The organism is Mesorhizobium sp. M0626, assembly GCF_040320665.1.
Taxonomy (GTDB): Bacteria; Pseudomonadota; Alphaproteobacteria; order Rhizobiales; family Rhizobiaceae; genus Mesorhizobium.
In genome coordinates this window covers 24,745-40,985 of record NZ_JAMYQD010000015.1, presented here as the reverse complement: position 1 = coordinate 40,985, position 16,241 = coordinate 24,745, and the positions used below count along the sequence as shown (strand labels likewise).

The 16,241-nt window shown below is 64.2% G+C and carries 14 protein-coding genes and 1 riboswitch; of the genes, 7 read left to right on the top strand and 7 right to left on the bottom strand.

Going from position 1 to position 16,241, the window contains the following annotated elements:
- The first annotated feature begins 5 nt into the window (after positions 1–5).
- Positions 6–1,607: a phosphoglycerate dehydrogenase gene (gene serA, locus NKI37_RS19895; protein WP_352791174.1), complete on the top strand. Its 1,602-nt coding sequence runs from the start codon at positions 6–8 to the stop codon at positions 1,605–1,607.
- Positions 1,608–1,671: 64 nt separating this feature from the next.
- Here the strand turns inward: serA and NKI37_RS19890 are convergent, their stop codons facing one another.
- On the bottom strand, positions 1,672–2,136 hold the full coding sequence (locus NKI37_RS19890; protein WP_023711969.1) for a DUF2231 domain-containing protein: 465 nt from the start codon (positions 2,134–2,136) through the stop codon (positions 1,672–1,674).
- A 105-nt stretch (positions 2,137–2,241) separates the two neighbouring features.
- Complete coding sequence (locus NKI37_RS19885; protein WP_352791172.1) at positions 2,242–3,147, bottom strand: DMT family transporter; 906 nt, start codon at positions 3,145–3,147, stop codon at positions 2,242–2,244.
- 208 nt (positions 3,148–3,355) lie between these two features.
- Here NKI37_RS19885 and NKI37_RS19880 point away from each other — a divergent pair, with 208 nt between their 5' ends.
- Positions 3,356–4,654: an adenylosuccinate synthase gene (locus NKI37_RS19880; protein ID WP_023684197.1), complete on the top strand. Its 1,299-nt coding sequence runs from the start codon at positions 3,356–3,358 to the stop codon at positions 4,652–4,654.
- Positions 4,655–4,729: 75 nt separating this feature from the next.
- Positions 4,730–6,388 carry a hypothetical protein gene (locus tag NKI37_RS19875; RefSeq protein ID WP_352794541.1) on the top strand — a complete coding sequence of 553 codons (1,659 nt, stop codon included), beginning with the start codon at positions 4,730–4,732 and terminating at the stop codon, positions 6,386–6,388.
- Between the two features lie 26 nt (positions 6,389–6,414).
- Here NKI37_RS19875 and NKI37_RS19870 read toward each other — a convergent pair whose 3' ends face one another.
- The 4 genes from NKI37_RS19870 to NKI37_RS19855 are packed head-to-tail and all read right to left on the bottom strand — an operon-like array spanning position 6,415 to position 9,493.
- Entirely contained in the window at positions 6,415–6,714 is a 300-nt protein-coding gene (locus NKI37_RS19870; RefSeq protein ID WP_023673676.1) for a CcdB family protein, read from the bottom strand.
- Entirely contained in the window at positions 6,714–6,956 is a 243-nt protein-coding gene (locus tag NKI37_RS19865) for a type II toxin-antitoxin system CcdA family antitoxin (RefSeq protein ID WP_031215587.1), read from the bottom strand. Before NKI37_RS19865 ends, NKI37_RS19870 begins: the two co-directional genes overlap by 1 nt.
- A 55-nt stretch (positions 6,957–7,011) precedes the next feature.
- A complete protein-coding gene (locus NKI37_RS19860) occupies positions 7,012–8,832 on the bottom strand; it encodes an ABC-F family ATP-binding cassette domain-containing protein (RefSeq protein WP_352791207.1) in 1,821 nt (606 codons plus the stop codon).
- 1 nt (position 8,833) lies between these two features.
- Positions 8,834–9,493, bottom strand: coding sequence for a thiamine diphosphokinase (locus NKI37_RS19855; RefSeq protein WP_352791209.1), 660 nt, complete (start codon positions 9,491–9,493; stop codon positions 8,834–8,836).
- Positions 9,494–9,655: 162 nt separating this feature from the next.
- Positions 9,656–9,770, top strand: a riboswitch (TPP riboswitch).
- 43 nt (positions 9,771–9,813) lie between these two features.
- On the opposite strand from NKI37_RS19855, the gene thiB reads away from it, so the two are divergent.
- The 4 genes from thiB (at position 9,814) to NKI37_RS19835 (ending at position 15,139) form a co-directional block, all read left to right on the top strand.
- Positions 9,814–10,821, top strand: a complete 1,008-nt coding sequence (thiB, locus tag NKI37_RS19850) for a thiamine ABC transporter substrate binding subunit (protein WP_352791211.1) — start codon at positions 9,814–9,816, stop codon at positions 10,819–10,821.
- Between the two features lie 220 nt (positions 10,822–11,041).
- Positions 11,042–12,640 carry a thiamine/thiamine pyrophosphate ABC transporter permease gene (gene thiP / locus NKI37_RS19845; protein ID WP_352791213.1) on the top strand — a complete coding sequence of 533 codons (1,599 nt, stop codon included), beginning with the start codon at positions 11,042–11,044 and terminating at the stop codon, positions 12,638–12,640.
- Positions 12,637–13,371, top strand: coding sequence for a thiamine ABC transporter ATP-binding protein (thiQ, locus tag NKI37_RS19840; RefSeq protein WP_352791215.1), 735 nt, complete (start codon positions 12,637–12,639; stop codon positions 13,369–13,371). Before thiP ends, thiQ begins: the two co-directional genes overlap by 4 nt.
- Positions 13,372–13,732: 361 nt before the next feature.
- On the top strand, positions 13,733–15,139 hold the full coding sequence (locus NKI37_RS19835) for a M48 family metalloprotease (protein ID WP_245260137.1): 1,407 nt from the start codon (positions 13,733–13,735) through the stop codon (positions 15,137–15,139).
- Positions 15,140–15,221: 82 nt separating this feature from the next.
- Here NKI37_RS19835 and NKI37_RS19830 read toward each other — a convergent pair whose 3' ends face one another.
- Positions 15,222–16,079 (bottom strand): RNA polymerase factor sigma-32, encoded by an 858-nt coding sequence (locus NKI37_RS19830; RefSeq protein ID WP_023731851.1) that lies wholly within the window; start codon positions 16,077–16,079, stop codon positions 15,222–15,224.
- Between the last annotated feature and the right edge of the window lie 162 nt (positions 16,080–16,241).

The following is a 16,241-nucleotide window of genomic DNA, read 5'->3' as shown; positions in this document are numbered from 1 at the left end:
CCGCCATGGCGCCCCGCGTTCTCGTCTCTGACAAACTCTCCACCACCGCCGTCCAGATATTCAAGGACCGCGGCATCGAGGTCGACTATTTGCCCGATCTCGGCAAGGACAAGGAAAAGCTGCTCGAAGTCATCGACCAGTATGATGGTCTTGCCATCCGCTCGGCGACCAAGGTCACGGAAAAACTGATCAACGCAGCGACAAGACTCAAGGTCGTCGGCCGCGCCGGCATCGGTGTCGACAATGTCGACATCCCCGCGGCGAGCCGCAAGGGCATCATCGTGATGAACACGCCCTTCGGCAATTCGATCACCACGGCCGAACATGCGGTGGCGATGATCTTTGCACTCGCACGGCAGATCCCGGAGGCCAATGCCTCGACCCATGCCGGCAAATGGGAAAAGAACCGCTTCATGGGCGTCGAGATCACCGGCAAGACGCTGGGTGTCATCGGCTGCGGCAATATCGGCTCGATCGTCGCCACGCGCGGCGTCGGCCTGAAGATGCATGTCGTTGCCTTCGACCCGTTCCTGTCGGACAAGCGCGCCGAGGAACTCGGCGTCGACAAGGTCGAGCTGGACGAGCTTTTCGCCCGCGCCGATTTCATCACGCTGCACACGCCGCTGACCGACAAGACGCGCAACATCATCGACGCGGCGGCGATCGCCAAAATGAAGAACGGCGTGCGCATCATCAATTGCGCGCGTGGCGGGCTCATCGTCGAAGCCGACCTGGTCGCGGCGCTGAAGAGCGGCAAGGTGGCGGGCGCCGGCGTCGATGTGTTCGAGGTCGAACCGGCGGAGAACAACGCGCTGTTCGGCATGGAGAATGTGGTGGCAACGCCGCATCTCGGCGCCTCGACAGCGGAAGCGCAGGAAAATGTCGCGCTCCAGGTGGCCGAGCAGATGGCCGACTATCTGATCAAGGGCGCGGTTTCGAATGCCATCAACATGCCCTCGATCACGGCCGAGGAAGCACCGCGGCTGAAGCCGTTCGTCAAGCTCGCCGAAGTGCTCGGCGCCTTTGTCGGCCAAGTCACCGAGGACCCGATCAACGAGGTCGAGATCCTGTTCGACGGCTCGACCGCGACGATGAACACGCGTGCCCTGATCAGTGCCGCGCTTGCCGGACTGATCCGGCCGCAGGTCGCCGACGTCAATATGGTGTCGGCGCCGATCATGGTGAAGGAGCGCGGCATCATCGTCGCCGAGGTCAAGCGCGACAAGTCGGGCGTGTTCGACGGCTACATCAAGCTGACGGTGAAGACCGAGCACATGACGCGCTCGATCGCCGGCACCTGCTTCTCCGACGGCAAGCCGCGCTTCATACAGATCAAGGGCATCAATCTCGACGCCGAGGTCGGCCAGCACATGCTCTACACAACCAATGCCGATGCGCCCGGCATTGTCGGCCTGCTCGGCACGGTGTGCGGCGAGAACGGCGTCAACATCGCCAACTTCCAGCTCGGCCGCAACCGGCCGGGCGGCGACGCGATTGCGCTGCTCTATCTCGACGCGCCGTTCCCGGAAAAAGTGCTGGAACAGGTCAAGGCGCACAAGTCGATAGACTCGGCCAAGCGGCTGCAGTTCGACGTCAACGCGATGTAGTTGACGGCGTGGCGGACGCGGCGGTCCTCCCCCCATCGTTGGGGCGGCCGCCGCACAGGCCGGTTCAGGTCAATTCGTCTGAGCCGTCGGAGACGCCCACGCGATGCCGATAGACCAATTCCCAGCCCTTCCAGCCTGTAAACAGCAGGACCAGAACCACGATCAGCGACAAGATAAAGCCGGTCGGAATCACGGCCGCCGCTCCAGCGACATAACGCGAGTACCAGTTGTAAAGCTCGATCAGCACGACGAGAACGTTGCCGCCGGCATGGAGCCATGCTGTCGTGAGATTGCGGATCTGAACATCGCCGAGGACATCCGTCAGGCCGGTAAGAGCGGCCAAGGCGCCCATGATCAGGCCGGCGCCGAGAAGCCAAAGCGATCCGGTGACCCACCCGGGATCGGCTGTCTGCCAGAAAATCAGATCGCAAACGAAGGTGCCGACAAAGAAGGCGATCGGAAACGGAATCAGCATTGGATGAATGGGGTGACCGGCGATGCTTGCCGTGCTGCGAGGGTTATGGCTCATCTTGTTGCCTCCCACGCAAGCAAACTCCGCCAGAGGTAAAATGTTCCAGGTCGGCGCGCGGCAGCAGTTATCGCGACGGCGGCGCAGCGCGGCAGCAGCCAAATGTTATCCGCGGCGGTTCGGTGCCGCCATCTTGCGCCCGCTGTATTCGGCGAGCGAAATGCCGCCCAGCACCAGGACGAGCGCCATCGCCTGGTAGAGCTGGAATGTCTCGCCGACGATCAGCACTGACAGCAGCGTGCCGAAGATCGGCACCAGATTGATGAACAGCCCGGCACGGTTGGCGCCGATCAGTTCGTTGCCCCTGATGTAAGTGATCTGCGAAATGACCGAAGCGCCGATCGCGGTATAGACGATGACCACCCAGCCGCTGATGTCGGGGACGATAACCTTGCCGGCGGCGACCTCCCACAGGAAGAACGGCAGCGAGGTGATGAGGGCAGCGATCGCCAGGGACAACATCAGGCTCTGCCAGCGCATCACCGGCTTCAGCCGCAGCCCGACCGAATAACCGCTGTAGAGGACGACCGCGACCAGCATGATGGCGTCGCCGAAATTGAGTTCCAATGTGAGCAGCCGGCGCGGATCGCCGTGGCAGGCAGTCAAGATGACACCGAAGATGGTCAGCACCACGCCCGCAATCTGCGCCCAGCTCACGCGTAGGCGGAAGAAGAAGAAATTGGCAATGATGATCAAGACCGGCATCGCCGCCTGTTCGATCGAGACATTGATCGCCGTCGTGTAGTTGAGCGCGGTGTAGAAAATGGTGTTGAACAGAGTGAAGCCGCTGGCGCCAAGTGCAGCCAGGACGAACCAGTGTTTGCGCACCACCGGCCAGTCCTCCCTGATCGTGCGCCAGCCGATCGGCAGCAGGATCGCGACGGCCAGCACCCAGCGCAGGAAGACCAGCGTCATCGGCGAGACGTGACCGACCGCCAGCTTGCCGGCGACGGAATTGCCGCCCCACAGCAAGGTGGTCAGCAGCAGGAACAGGTAGGCGCGTCGATGCATGCGGGATTCCGGCCGCCTGGGAAGTTGTGTTTGCCGGCCTATTGCCCCCGCCGACGCAAGTAAATGATGTCAAAGCCGAAAATTGTTGTGCCTCAGGGCATTTTCGACGGCAAAGAAAGGTCGCGCTTGCGAGGTCTTGACGCTATAGAGGCCTGTCGTTTCGAACCATATCCAGGCCGCCAGGGCGGCATCTCAAGGGAAAAGAAACATGGCCAATGTGGTGGTCGTCGGCTCGCAATGGGGCGACGAAGGCAAGGGCAAGATCGTCGACTGGTTGTCGGAGCGCGCCGACGTGGTCGTGCGCTTCCAGGGCGGCCACAATGCCGGCCATACGCTGGTCGTCGACGGCAAGGTCTACAAACTGTCGCTGCTGCCGTCGGGCGTGGTGCGGCAAGGCAAGCTGTCGATCATCGGCAATGGCGTCGTCTTCGACCCGCACGCCTTTGTCGCGGAAGTGGCAAAACTCAAGGCGCAAGGCGTCGAGGTCACGCCGGACCGCCTGAAAATAGCCGAAAACACCGCGCTTATCCTGTCGCTGCACCGGGAGCTGGACGGATTCCGCGAGGACGCCGCCTCCAATTCCGGGACGAAAATTGGCACGACGCGTCGTGGCATCGGCCCCGCCTATGAGGACAAGGTGGGCCGGCGCGCGGTTCGGGTGATGGATCTGGCGGATTTGGAAACGCTGCCCCTCAAGGTCGACAGGCTGCTGACGCATCACAATGCGCTGCGTCGCGGGCTTGGCCATGGCGAAGTCACGCATGAGGCGATCATGACCGAGCTGACCTCGGTCGCCGATGAGATCCTGCCCTATATGGACCGCGTCTGGAAAATCCTCGACGACAAGCGCCGCGCCGGCGAACGCATCCTGTTCGAGGGCGCGCAAGGCACGCTGCTCGACATCGACCACGGCACATATCCGTTCGTCACCTCGTCCAACACCGTTGCCGGCCAGGCAGCCGCCGGCTCGGGGGTGGGCCCCGGCGCCATCGGCTATGTCCTGGGCATCACCAAGGCCTATACGACGCGTGTCGGCGAAGGCCCGTTCCCGACCGAGCAGAAGAACGAGATCGGCGAATTTCTCGGTACGCGTGGCCACGAATTCGGCGTCGTCACCGGGCGCAAACGCCGTTGCGGCTGGTTCGACGCCGTGCTGGTGCGCCAGGCCGTCGCCGTCAACGGCATCAAGGGCATCGCGTTGACCAAGCTCGACGTGCTCGACGGGCTGGATGAGATCAAGGTCTGCACCGGCTACCGTCTCGACGGCGAAACGATCGACTATCTGCCGGCCAGCCAGGGCGCGCAGGCGCGTGTCGAGCCGGTTTACGAGACGCTCGAAGGCTGGAAAGGCACCACCGCCGGCGCGCGCAGCTGGAACGACCTTCCGGCGCAGGCCGTCAAATACGTCCGTTACATCGAGGAGCTAATCGGCGCACCCGTCGCGCTCCTTTCCACCAGCCCGGAACGGGACGACACGATACTTGTGACCGATCCGTTTCAAGACTAGTTTTCTGAAGCCTTTCCGGGCATCGCGGCCGATTTGCGGGGGCCGGCGCGGAAACAAATACAGGTCGACTGAAGCATGGCAGATTTCGTTGCTATTCTGAAAAAGGCGCTCGACAAGCACGGCGACGAAACGCCCGAAAAGCGTACGCGGATCTATGAAAGCGTTCGTACCATGCTGGCGAAGAAGCTTGCGGAGTATTCGCCGCCGCTGGCCGCCGAAGCCATAAGCACGCAGAAGCGATCCCTGGAAGATGCCATCTCGAGCGTCGAGCGCGACTATGCCAGGGCACTGCCGGCATCCGATCCGCTGGCGGAGCTGGAGCACATCTTCTCCTCCATAGACCGCAACAAGAACCAGTCCAGTCATGTAAAGCCTTCCGCCACGCCTGCGCCGGCCTGGCAGCCGGCGAAACCCGTGCAGCCGGCGCCGACCACCAGGACAGAGCCGAGCTGGCAGAGGCCCGCTCCGACACCGCCTCCGCCTGTGGCGCGTGCAGAAACCATCGACAAGCAAGCCGCGGAGCTGGACGCCGACGACGATAGCGCCGATGTCTTTGCCAATGACGAGCAGCCGGCGGCGGACACGTTCCAACGCCTGCGCCCCGCCGAGCGCAGGCGCAGCTATGGCGGGTTGATCGCGGCTGTCGTCGCGCTTTTGGTGGTGGCCGGCGGTGGCTATGGCATCTGGCTGAACAAGGATGCCTTTGGCTCGATGCTGGGCCTCGGCGGCGACACCAAGACGGTCTCGACCGAACCGCTGGTAAAGCCGGCGCCGGCCAAGCCCGCGGCCGATGCACCCGCACCGGCTCCTGCCGGCGAGGGAACGAAGTTCACCCAGCGCCTGTGGCCCGAAGGCGGTGAGACCGATCCCGGTCCCGCGGCCGGTCAAAGCGGCATCGTCGAGGGCGAGTCCGTCGCCGCGCTGACCACACCGCCACCCCCGGCTCCAGCGCCACCTGCGGCTCCAGCGCCTGCGACCCCGCCGGCCGGCGACGCCGCAGCCACGGGCGCGCCCGCCACGCCGGCGCCCGACGCTTCCGCCACGCCACCGGCAACGCCGCGCGCCGATGGCGTCGCTCCGCCGGCCAACGGGGCAGCACCGGCTGATGCCGCCGCCACGCCGCCCGCGGCCGGCACGCCGCCCGCTGCGCCGGCGGCCGCCGCTCCCGCGCCGACCGTTGCGGTCGGCCAGAAGGCGATCTTCTACGAGGAACGCACCTCGACCGCGCAAGGTTCGGCCGAACCCGGCAGCATCGTCTGGTCGCTGGTGCAGGAATCGCCCGGCGGCGATCTGCCTCCCGAGCCGGCGATCCGCGCCGAGGCGACTATTCCCGGCAAGGACATCCAGCTGCGCATGACCATCCGGCGCAATACCGACCAGACGCTGCCGGCCAGCCACATCATCGAGATGATCTTCCTGACGCCCGAGGGCTTTGACGGCGGTGGCGTCGACAACATCCTGCGCGTCGCCATGAAGAGTTCGGAACAGGATGCCGGCAGCCCGCTGATCGGGATTCCGGCCAAGATTGCCGACGGCTTCTTCCTGGTGGCGCTCAACGACACCAAGGCCGACGAGGACGCCAATATGACCTTGCTTCGAGGCCAGGACTGGATCGACGTGCCGGTGGTCTACAAGACCGGACGCCGGGCGCTGCTGACCATGGAAAAGGGCATTCCGGGCGAGAAGGTGTTCGACGAGGCGCTGAAGGCCTGGCAGGCCAAGACGGCAGGTTGACGGGCGGCAGTAGCGGCTGCCTTCGCTCAGAAGCCCTGGAACAGCATGTCGAGCGCGGCGACGATGTCGTCGTGATGTCTAGAAAGGTTTCCCTCTGGCATCCGCAATTCGGACGCGCTGAAGGCCGACACAAACTGTGTGACCATCACAAGATCTTTGCCGTTTATAGCGAAGGTCGGGTTCAGGCGGCGGCCAGGAAGCGGGGCAATCTCCGGCGGCATCAAAGGAACGACCACCCTCGTGCTCAGCCCTTCAAGCATATCTGACTGCACGTCGAGAAGATAACCGTCGCTCTCGGTACTCCGATAGAAATCGTAACGCGCCATCAGAACGGCCGGTGTTTAGCCAATGGCAGTCCGTTCTTTCGGACATATTCGTTGGAGCTTTCGATGGCTTCCCAGTTTTCTTCTTGCCATCGACGCGTTTTCTCCGCCGCAATCGCTTTCGCGATCCCTGCTTCGGCAGCGCGGGAGATGTTGATGCCCAACGCTTTGGCGTCCTTGATCAACTGAGAGTCAATGGACGTGTTGACAGAGGTCCGCTGAGTTTTTGGCGTCGATTGAAGCACGGAGATGCCTCCTTTCATGCGCACAATATACGCGCATAAAAGACCGCAGGCAATGTTACCCCTCCATCTCCTCACGCAGCATTTCCAGCTCCAGCCACTCTTCCTCGAGTGCGGCCAGCGTGGCGCGTTCCTTGTCGAGGGCGGCGATGGTCTTTTGGAACGAGGCCGGGTCGCGCTCGTAATAGGCGGGATCGGCGATGTTGTTTTCCAACCGCGAGATCGAGGCCATTATCGCCTCGATCTTCTTGGGCAAGGATTCCAGAGCGAATTTCTGCTTGAACGACAGTTTCTTCGACGGCCCTTTTGGCGCTGCCGGCTCGCTCTTGCCCGCCGCCGGCGCATCGCTGGTTTCGGCCTTGGCGCGCGCCTTGCGGTCGTCGAGCCGGGTGCCGCCGCGCTGCGCCAGCATGTCGGAATAGCCACCGGCATATTCGATCCAGCGGCCGCCTCCGTCCGGGGCGATGATGCTGGTGACGGTGCGGTCGAGGAAGTCGCGGTCGTGGCTGACCAGGATGACCGTGCCGGCAAAGCCGGCGACAAGTTCCTGCAACAGTTCCAGCGTCTCCATGTCGAGATCGTTGGTCGGCTCGTCGAGCACTAGAAGGTTGGCCGGCCGCGCCAGAACACGCGCCAGGAGCAGCCGCGCCCGTTCGCCGCCGGACAGCTCGCGCACCGGGGTGCGCGCCTGTTCCGGCTTGAACAGGAAATCCTTCATGTAGGACACGACATGGCGCTGCTCGCCATTGATGACGAGGTTTTCGCCGCGCCCGTCCGTGAGATACTGCGCCAGGGTCTCGGCCGGATCGACCGCCTCGCGCTTCTGGTCGAGCGTGGCGATTTCCAGATTGGTGCCGAGCCGCACCGAGCCGGCGTCGGGCTTCATCTCGCCGGTGAGCATCTTCAACAGCGTCGTCTTGCCGGCGCCGTTCGGCCCGACAAGGCCGACGCGATCGCCGCGCTGGATGCGGGTCGAGAAGCCTTTGACCACGGTGAGGTCGCCAAAGCTCTTTTCGATGTTCTTGGTCTCGATCACCAGCTTGCCGGACTCGGCGGCGTCGCTGGCCACCATGGTCGCCGAGCCTTCGGCGCCGCGATGGCCGCGAAAACGCTGGCGCTTGGTCTGCAGTTCGCCCAGGCGGCGCATGTTGCGTTTGCGGCGAGCCGTCACGCCATAGCGCAGCCAATGCTCCTCGCGCACGATCTGGCGGCCGAGCTTGTGCTGTTCGCGCTCTTCCTCTTCCAGCACAAGGTCGCGCCATTCCTCGAAATGGCCAAAGCCCTTGTCGAGGCGGCGGGTCTGGCCACGGTCGAGCCAGACGGTGGCGCGCGAGACGCGTTCGAGGAAGCGACGGTCGTGCGAGATGACGATCAGCGCCGAAGACGTCCGGACAAGCTCTTCTTCCAGCCATTCGATGACCGACAAATCGAGATGGTTCGTCGGCTCATCAAGCAGCATAATATCGGGTTCGGGCGCCATGACGCGGGCAAGTGCTGCGCGGCGCGCCTCGCCGCCGGAGAGATCGTTGGGGTTCTCCGTGCCGGCGAGGCCGAGATGCTCCATCAGATATGTGGCGCGGTAGGGATCGTCGGCAGGCCCAAGCCCGGCCTCGACATAGGCACGCACATTGGCAAAGCCGTCCATGTCGGGCATTTGCGGGAGATAGCGCACCGTTGCCGAAGGCTGGCGGAAGACCTCGCCGTCTTGCGGCTCGATCAGACCAGCAGCAATCTTCAGGAGCGTCGACTTGCCGGAGCCGTTGCGGCCGACGAGCGCAATCTTGTCACCGGCGGACGCCGTCAGTTCGGCGCCATCGAGCAGCGGCGTGCCGCCAAAGGTCAGTCTTATGCCGTCGAGGTTGAGAAGGGGCGGGGCCATGTCAGCTTTCAGGCAAGGGGTAGGGGTGGGCGAGCAGCAGCGCGCGGCCAAGGCCGAGCGCGATTTCGAGGCCGCCCCCGGTCGTGTTGGACTTGACCTCGTTCGAGATGGTCAGCGACGAGCCGAACACGACCTCGACATGGTCGAGCGGCCACTTCGCGCCGGACACGGTGAGGCCCGAAAGATCGGAAAAGCCGAGCACCGAAAACAGCGTTCCGTCGGCATAGTCGAAGCCGGCCTTGCCGGGCAGCAAAGGGGCGCCTTCCTGCGCTCCGCTGGTCAACAGCACTTTTGTGCCGGCCTCGGCCAGCCGCAGGCTGAGCGCCAGATGGAGGAAGGCGTGGTCGGCGCGCTTGCCGCCGAAAGCGCCGGCCAGCACCAGGCTGGTGGCGCCGCGTCCCAATGCCGCCGCGATCGCCAGTTCGCCATCGGTCTTGTCCTTTTCGGGAGGAAACACCTCCCGCGGCACGGCGGCGAGATCGGCAGGCAGGTCCGCCGGCACGGAATCGAAATCGCCGACCCACAGCTCCGGCATCACGCCGAGCAGGCGGGCATGACCGATGCCGGCGTCGGCGGCGATGACGCGCGTGCCCGCGACCTGGCGGTCGAGCCGCGGCGTGCGGACGAGATCGCCGCCAAGCAGGATGGTGAATGTGCTCATATCCGCTGGCCCTTACCAGCCCCGCCGACGAAACGGAAGGCTAAGCGGCACCGTCACTCTTTGTTGGAGCATGATCTTTTTCCGGAAACGGATTCCACTTTCCGGGATCATGCTCGGGCAAACTTCCACTTGCGTGGCACCTTGGCCGGGCCTATGTGTCGAAACGCTCTAACGGGGTGCCGGACGCGATCTTCGCGGACCGGCTGAGAGGCAGTCTCGCCAACCCGCTGAACCTGATCCGGTTTGTACCGGCGGAGGGATTAGACGCTTCGGACAGCCCGACGCCTCAATTCCTTTCAACACGAATGAAGGAGGCGCCGATGCGCATGTTTTTGTCCCGTCTTGTCCCAGCGCTGGGGTTTGCTGTGTCGCTACTGGCAATCCCTGCGTCCGCGCAGGAAAAACTCACGATCTATACCTATGAGAGTTTCACTGCCGACTGGGGTCCGGGCCCCCAGGTGAAGAAGGAATTCGAGGCCGAGTGCGGCTGCAGCGTCGACTTCGTCTCGGTGGCCGACGGCGTCGCGCTGCTCAACCGCGTCAAGCTCGAAGGTGCCTCGACCAAGGCCGATATCGTGCTTGGTCTCGACACCAACCTCACCGCGGAAGCCAAGGCTTCCGGCCTGTTTGTCCGACATGGCGCGGTGGCTGAAAACAACGTGCCGGGCGGCTGGAGCGACGACACTTTCGTGCCCTATGATTATGGTTATTTCGCCGTCGTCTACGACACCGAAAAGCTGAAGAGCCCGCCGAAGAGCCTGAAGGAACTGGTCGAGGGCGATGCCGCCGACAAGATCGTCATCCAGGATCCGAGGACGTCGACGCCGGGCCTCGGCCTGCTGCTGTGGGTCAAGTCGGTCTATGGCGACAAGGCGCCGGAAGCCTGGGCGAAACTCAGGGGCAAAGTGCTGACGGTGACGCCGGGCTGGAGCGAGGCCTACGGCCTGTTCACCAAGGGCGAGGCGCCGATGGTGCTTTCCTATACGACGTCGCCGGCCTACCACATGGTGGCCGAGAACACCGGGCGCTACCAGGCGGCCTCGTTCGAGGAGGGCGAGTATCTGCAGGTCGAGGTCGCGGGCATCACCACCACGGGCGCGAAGAACCCGCTGGCGGCGAAGTTCCTGGCCTTCATGACCGGGCCGAAATTCCAGGATGTCATTCCGGAGACCAACTGGATGTTCCCGGCCGGGAAAACCGACAAGCCGCTCAATCCGGCTTTTGATAGGCTGGTCAAGCCGGCGAAGACCTTGCTGTTCAGCCCGGAAGAGGTCGCGGCAAATCGCAAGGCCTGGGTGGATGAATGGCTGGCGGTGATGAGCAAGTAGATTTGGCTGTATAGTCAAAAGATGAGTGCTCTACGGCGCCCCCCTCTGTCCTGCCGGACATCTCCCCCACGAGGGGGGAGATTGGCTATCGTCGGCGATTTCGCCAGTCGCCAAGGTTGCAGGAATAAGCGGGGCGCGGAAATAGCTGATCTCCCCCCTTGTGGGGGAGATGTCCGGCAGGACAGAGGGGGGCGCGAAGGAACGCGACGCCCGGTAAAGAGTGCAACGCTCTGACCCCCGCATCACGGCCGGCATTGTCGCGCTTGCGGCAATCGCGCTGCTGATCGGTGGCGCCTTCGCCGGCCTTATCCGCGAAGGCGCGCACGACCTTTCCGGCGCCGCGTCCGCCTTTGACCTCTATCTCCTGCGCGTTGTCCGCTTCACGCTCTGGCAGGCTGCGCTCTCGACTCTGCTTTCCGCCGTACCGGCGCTCTTCGTCGCCCGGTCGCTGTCGCGGCATCCGCGCTTCTTCGGACGCGGCTTCATCCTGCAGCTGTTCACTGTGCCCCTTGCCTTGCCGGCAATTGTCGGAGCGCTGGGCATACTGGCGCTCTATGGCCGCGCCGGTTATTTCGCCGCGATCGGTGGCCAGAGCTGGCCCGACATCTATGGGCTGTCGGGCATCCTCGTCGCCCACGTCTTCTTCAACCTGCCGCTGGCCACCCGGCTGTTCCTCGAAGCGCTGGGAACGGTGCCGGCCGATCAATGGCGGCTGGCGAGCCAGCTCGGCATGGGGGCGAGGCCAGCCTTCCGGCTGATCGAGTGGCCGGTGCTGCGCGCCGCGCTGCCGGGCGTCGCCGGGCTTGTCTTCATGCTTTGCATCACCTCCTTCACCATCGTGCTGATCCTCGGCGGCGGGCCGGCGGCGACGACGCTGGAAGTCGCCATCTATCAGGCGCTGCGTTTCGACTTCGATCCGGCGCGAGCGGTGACGCTGACGGTGCTGCAGATCGCGCTGACTTTTGCCGTCATGCTGGCGCTGACGCGGCTCGGCGCCAATGTGACCGGCGACGCCAATTTGCCTGTCGCGCCGCGCCGCTATCACTTGGCCGGCAAAGCAGAAACAGCGTTCAACGCCGTCCTGATCGTGCTCGCCTTGCTGTTCGTCGCCGGACCAATGGCGGCCACCGTCGCGTCCGGCCTCGGCGCCGATCTCGGCCGGCTGGCGGGCGAGAGTGCCGTGCGTCAGGCGACCCTGACCAGCGCCGGTCTCGCCCTCTCGGCGGCGCTACTTTCGGTGGCGCTGTCGCTGTCGCTGATCATGGCTCGGCGGGCACTGTCGCTGCGCCGCCGGTCCAGTGCCCGTTCATTGCTCGAACATGCCACCGACACCGGCGCCGGCTTCGTCCTCGTCGTGCCGCCCATTGTCATCGGCGCCGGCTGGTTTCTCCTGCTGCGCACGGTCAGCGATGTCTTTGCCATCGCGCCGGTCATGGTCGTCACCGTCAATGCGGTGATGGCGATGCCCTTTGCCATCCGCGCGATGCGCCCGGCCTATGATGCGGCGAGCGAGCGCCACGAAAAGCTGTGCGCGCAGCTCGGCATTGCGGGCTGGAACCGGCTGCTTCTGGTCGACTGGCCATCGCTCCGGCGGCCGCTGGCCACCGGCTTTGCCTTCGCCATGGCGCTGTCGCTCGGCGATGTCGGCGTCATCGCGCTGTTCGGCAGCGATTCGGTGCAGACCTTGCCCTATCTCCTGCTGGCGCGCATGGGCAGCTATCGCACGGCCGATGCTGCCGGGCTGGCTTTGCTGCTCGGGGCGGTCTGCCTTGCATTGGTGGTCGCGGCAGACTGGCTGGGACGGGGAGAGAGATCGTGACGTCCGCTGTGGAGAAAGGCACGACTGTCCGGCTGGACAAGGTCTCGTTCAGCTATGGCGAAACGTCATTCCTGTTCGATGTCGAATTCGATACATCTAAGATCACCGCCATCATGGGGGCAAGTGGTTCGGGCAAATCGACCTTGCTCGATCTGGTGGCTGGTTTCGAGACGCCGGAGTCCGGTCGTGTGCTGATCGGCGCCGCCGATGTCGGCGCCAAGCCGCCTTCGGCGCGGCCGGTGTCGATGGTGTTCCAGGACAACAATCTGTTTGCTCATCTCTCGGTGGAGAAGAATGTCGGGCTCGGCCGCTCGCCATCGCTCAACCTGACCGACGCCGATCGCGCCGCGATCGCCGAGGCGCTTGACCGCGTCGGCCTGGCCGGCAAGGAAATGCGCCTGCCGCGCGAACTCTCCGGCGGCGAAAGGCAGCGCGTGGCGCTCGCCCGCGTTCTGGTGCGCGACCGGCCAGTGCTGCTGCTCGACGAGCCGTTCGCTTCGCTCGGGCCAGCACTGCGCGACGACATGCTCGACCTGGTGGCCGGCGTTCATGCCGAGCGGGCGATGACGGTGCTGTTCGTCACGCATCAGCCGGAAGACGCTCGCCGTATCGGCGAGCAGATGGTTTTTCTGGACAATGGCAGGGTTGCCGCGACGGGACCTGCCGCCGATTTTTTCGACGGCACTGGCCCTGAAGCGTTTCGGCGCTATATCGGCGCAAGTTCGGGCTGATCACGCGATATTGCCCGGAAGCGGACATAATTTACGACCAAACCGGCTACAGGTGATGTGGCGCTTGCTTGCCATGGTCCAGTCGATGTGGCTAGGTCCGCTTAGTACTGGTCCGGCACGAGCCGTGATTTGCCCCCTACAGCGCCGCATCCGGCCGGATGCGTAAACGCTGTAGGTTTTTTGATGTGTGCAGGATTGCCAACGAAAACCGATTTTTCGCTGGCGCGGACCCCGGTCCAAATCATGCGCCGAGAGCTGAAGGAACGCCGTGCTGCCGACCGGCACTGACACTTTGAAACGCAGACCGCTGGTGCGCTTCCTCGCGCTGGCCGGCCTTGCCGTGGCGCTGGCCAGCTGCCAGATGTTCACGCCTCCCGAAGTGCAGGAATCCGGCTTCCAGCCTTCCGACAAGCCGATCACGGTCGACAATGTCGCCGCCAACAGCAAGCTTGCCGAACTGGCGAAGGCGCAACATCCGCGCATCCTTGCCACCTATGGCGGCGAATATTCCGATCCCAAGCTCGAGCGCATGGTGGCCAAGGTTGTCGGCAGCCTGACCGTGGTGTCGGCCAATCCGACCCAGACCTATCGCATCACCATCCTCAATTCGCCCAACGTCAACGCTTTCGCGCTGCCGGGTGGCTATCTCTACGTCACCCGCGGCCTGCTGGCACTGGCCAATGATTCGGCTGAACTCGCCGCCGTCATCGCGCATGAGATGGGCCACGTCACCGCCAATCACGGCTTGCAGCGCCAGCAGCTCGAGGCCGAGGAAGGCCTGGCGACCAAGGTGGTCTCCGATGTGCTGGGCGACAGCCCGACCGCCAAGCAGGCATTGATCCGCGGCAAGCTGAGGCTGGCGCAGTTCTCGCGCAACCAGGAGCTGGAGGCAGACGCCATCGGCATCAAGTCGATCGGCGAGGCCGGTTACGATCCCTATGCCGCCGGGCGTTTCCTGCAGTCGATGTCGGCCTATACCGATTTCCGCTCGATCAGCGGCGCCACCGACGCCAGCCTCGACTTCCTGGCCACGCACCCCAACACGCCGCAGCGAATTGATCTGGCGCAGCGCCACGCCCGTCAGTTCGGCGCGCCGGGCATCGGCACCCGCGACCGCGATTCCTTCCTGGCCGGGATAGACGGCCTGCTCTATGGCGACACGCCGGAAGAGGGCTATGTGCGCGGCCAGACCTTCCTGCATCCGGGCCTCGGCGTATCGTTCACGGTGCCCGACGGCTTCATCATCGACAATTCGGCGGCGGCAGTGACGGCGACCGGTCCCGGCGACATGGCGATCCGCTTCGACGGTGTGTCGATCGACAAGGATCGTGCGCTGACCGACTACATCAGAAGCGGCTGGGTGGCCGGTCTCGACGAGACCAGTGTGCGCCAGGAGACGATCGACGGCAACCAGGCGGCGACCGCGCACGCCGGCGCCGATGGCTGGCAGTTCGACATTGCGGTGATCCGCGCCGGCGGTCAGGTCTACCGGCTTTTGACAGCGGCCCCCTCTGCCAGCACGACACTCGATCCGGTGGCACGCTCGGTCAGCGGTTCGTTCCGCGTGCTCAGCCCCGCCGAGAAAGCGGCACTGAAGCCGCTGCATATCCGCGTCGTCACGGTACAGGCCGGGCAGACGATGGGCACACTTTCGGCGCAGATGGTCGGCGTCGACCGCAAGCTCGATCTGTTCCGCGTGCTCAACGCGATGTCGCCGGGCGCCTCGGTTTCGGCCGGCGACAAGGTCAAGATCGTCACGGACAGATAGCGCCGGTCTTCGTCAGAAACCCCAGCCTTCGCATGCTTTTTTCTGAGATAACTCAGGGGCGGTACCCCCGTTTCTGGCAATCTCAGGCCGCCATGAACTCCGGATTCTGCTTCACCAGCGCGAGCTTGAGCTTTTCCATGGCGCGGGCCTCGATCTGGCGGACACGCTCCTTGGAAATGCCGAGCGTCTCGCCGAGCGCCTCAAGCGTCGCACCTTCGTCGGTCAGCCGGCGCTCCTCGATGATCCTGAGTTCGCGGGCATTGAGCGCGCGGAGCGCCGTCTTAAGCCACATCAGGCGCCGTTCAACGTCGATAGTGTCGCCGGCGACCTCGTCAGGCAATGGATCGTCCGAAATCAGGAAGTCCATCCGCTCGGTGGTGCCGGCTTCGTCGGCGAGCGGTGCGTTGAGCGAAGAGTCAGGTGCTGAAAGCCTGGAATCCATCTTCGCGACATCGGCCTCGGAGACGCCGAGCGCTACCGAGACTTCGCGGTAGAGCGTGGCGTTGGAGATCGGCTCGGCGCCGTTGGCAAGACGGGCGCGCAGGCGCCGCAGGTTGAAGAACAGCGCCTTTTGCGCCGAAGAGGTGCCGCCGCGAACGATCGACCAGTTGCGCAGGATGTAGTCCTGCATCGAAGCGCGGATCCACCATGTCGCATAGGTCGAGAAGCGCACCTCGCGCTCCGGCTCGAAACGCGCGGCTGCTTCCAGCAGCCCGACATGGCCCTCCTGGACCAGATCGCCGAGCGGCAGGCCGTAATGTCGGAATTTCGAAGCCATGGAGATGACCAGCCGCATATGGGCGACGGTGATCTGATGCAGCGCCTGCTGATCCTGGTCTTCCTTCCAGCGCAAGGCGAGAACATGTTCCTCATCGCGCTCGAGGTAGGGGGCTTTCATTGCCGTGCGGACCATGGTCCGTCCTGCCGTGTCTTCGATCATGCCGCGCTCCTGCTCCCGGACATTTTCGGACGGCCTGGCGGCCGTTATCTCTGTTTGACGCAATTCCGAAGGAAACCGCTTTCCCACTTTCCTGGAATTGCTTCGGGCCTAGCGCAGCCAAGGGTTCTTGAAATGGAAACGCGGCGCCCTACAACAAGCCAT

Coding starts and splice junctions, on each gene's coding strand:
- serA (WP_352791174.1), top strand. CDS start 6: ATGGCGCCCCGCGTTCTCGTCTCTGACAAACTCTCCACCACCGCCGTC.
- NKI37_RS19890 (WP_023711969.1), bottom strand. CDS start 2,136: ATGAGCCATAACCCTCGCAGCACGGCAAGCATCGCCGGTCACCCCATT.
- NKI37_RS19885 (WP_352791172.1), bottom strand. CDS start 3,147: ATGCATCGACGCGCCTACCTGTTCCTGCTGCTGACCACCTTGCTGTGG.
- NKI37_RS19880 (WP_023684197.1), top strand. CDS start 3,356: ATGGCCAATGTGGTGGTCGTCGGCTCGCAATGGGGCGACGAAGGCAAG.
- NKI37_RS19875 (WP_352794541.1), top strand. CDS start 4,730: ATGGCAGATTTCGTTGCTATTCTGAAAAAGGCGCTCGACAAGCACGGC.
- NKI37_RS19870 (WP_023673676.1), bottom strand. CDS start 6,714: ATGGCGCGTTACGATTTCTATCGGAGTACCGAGAGCGACGGTTATCTT.
- NKI37_RS19860 (WP_352791207.1), bottom strand. CDS start 8,832: ATGGCCCCGCCCCTTCTCAACCTCGACGGCATAAGACTGACCTTTGGC.
- NKI37_RS19855 (WP_352791209.1), bottom strand. CDS start 9,493: ATGAGCACATTCACCATCCTGCTTGGCGGCGATCTCGTCCGCACGCCG.
- thiB (WP_352791211.1), top strand. CDS start 9,814: ATGCGCATGTTTTTGTCCCGTCTTGTCCCAGCGCTGGGGTTTGCTGTG.
- NKI37_RS19835 (WP_245260137.1), top strand. CDS start 13,733: ATGTTCACGCCTCCCGAAGTGCAGGAATCCGGCTTCCAGCCTTCCGAC.
- NKI37_RS19830 (WP_023731851.1), bottom strand. CDS start 16,079: ATGATCGAAGACACGGCAGGACGGACCATGGTCCGCACGGCAATGAAA.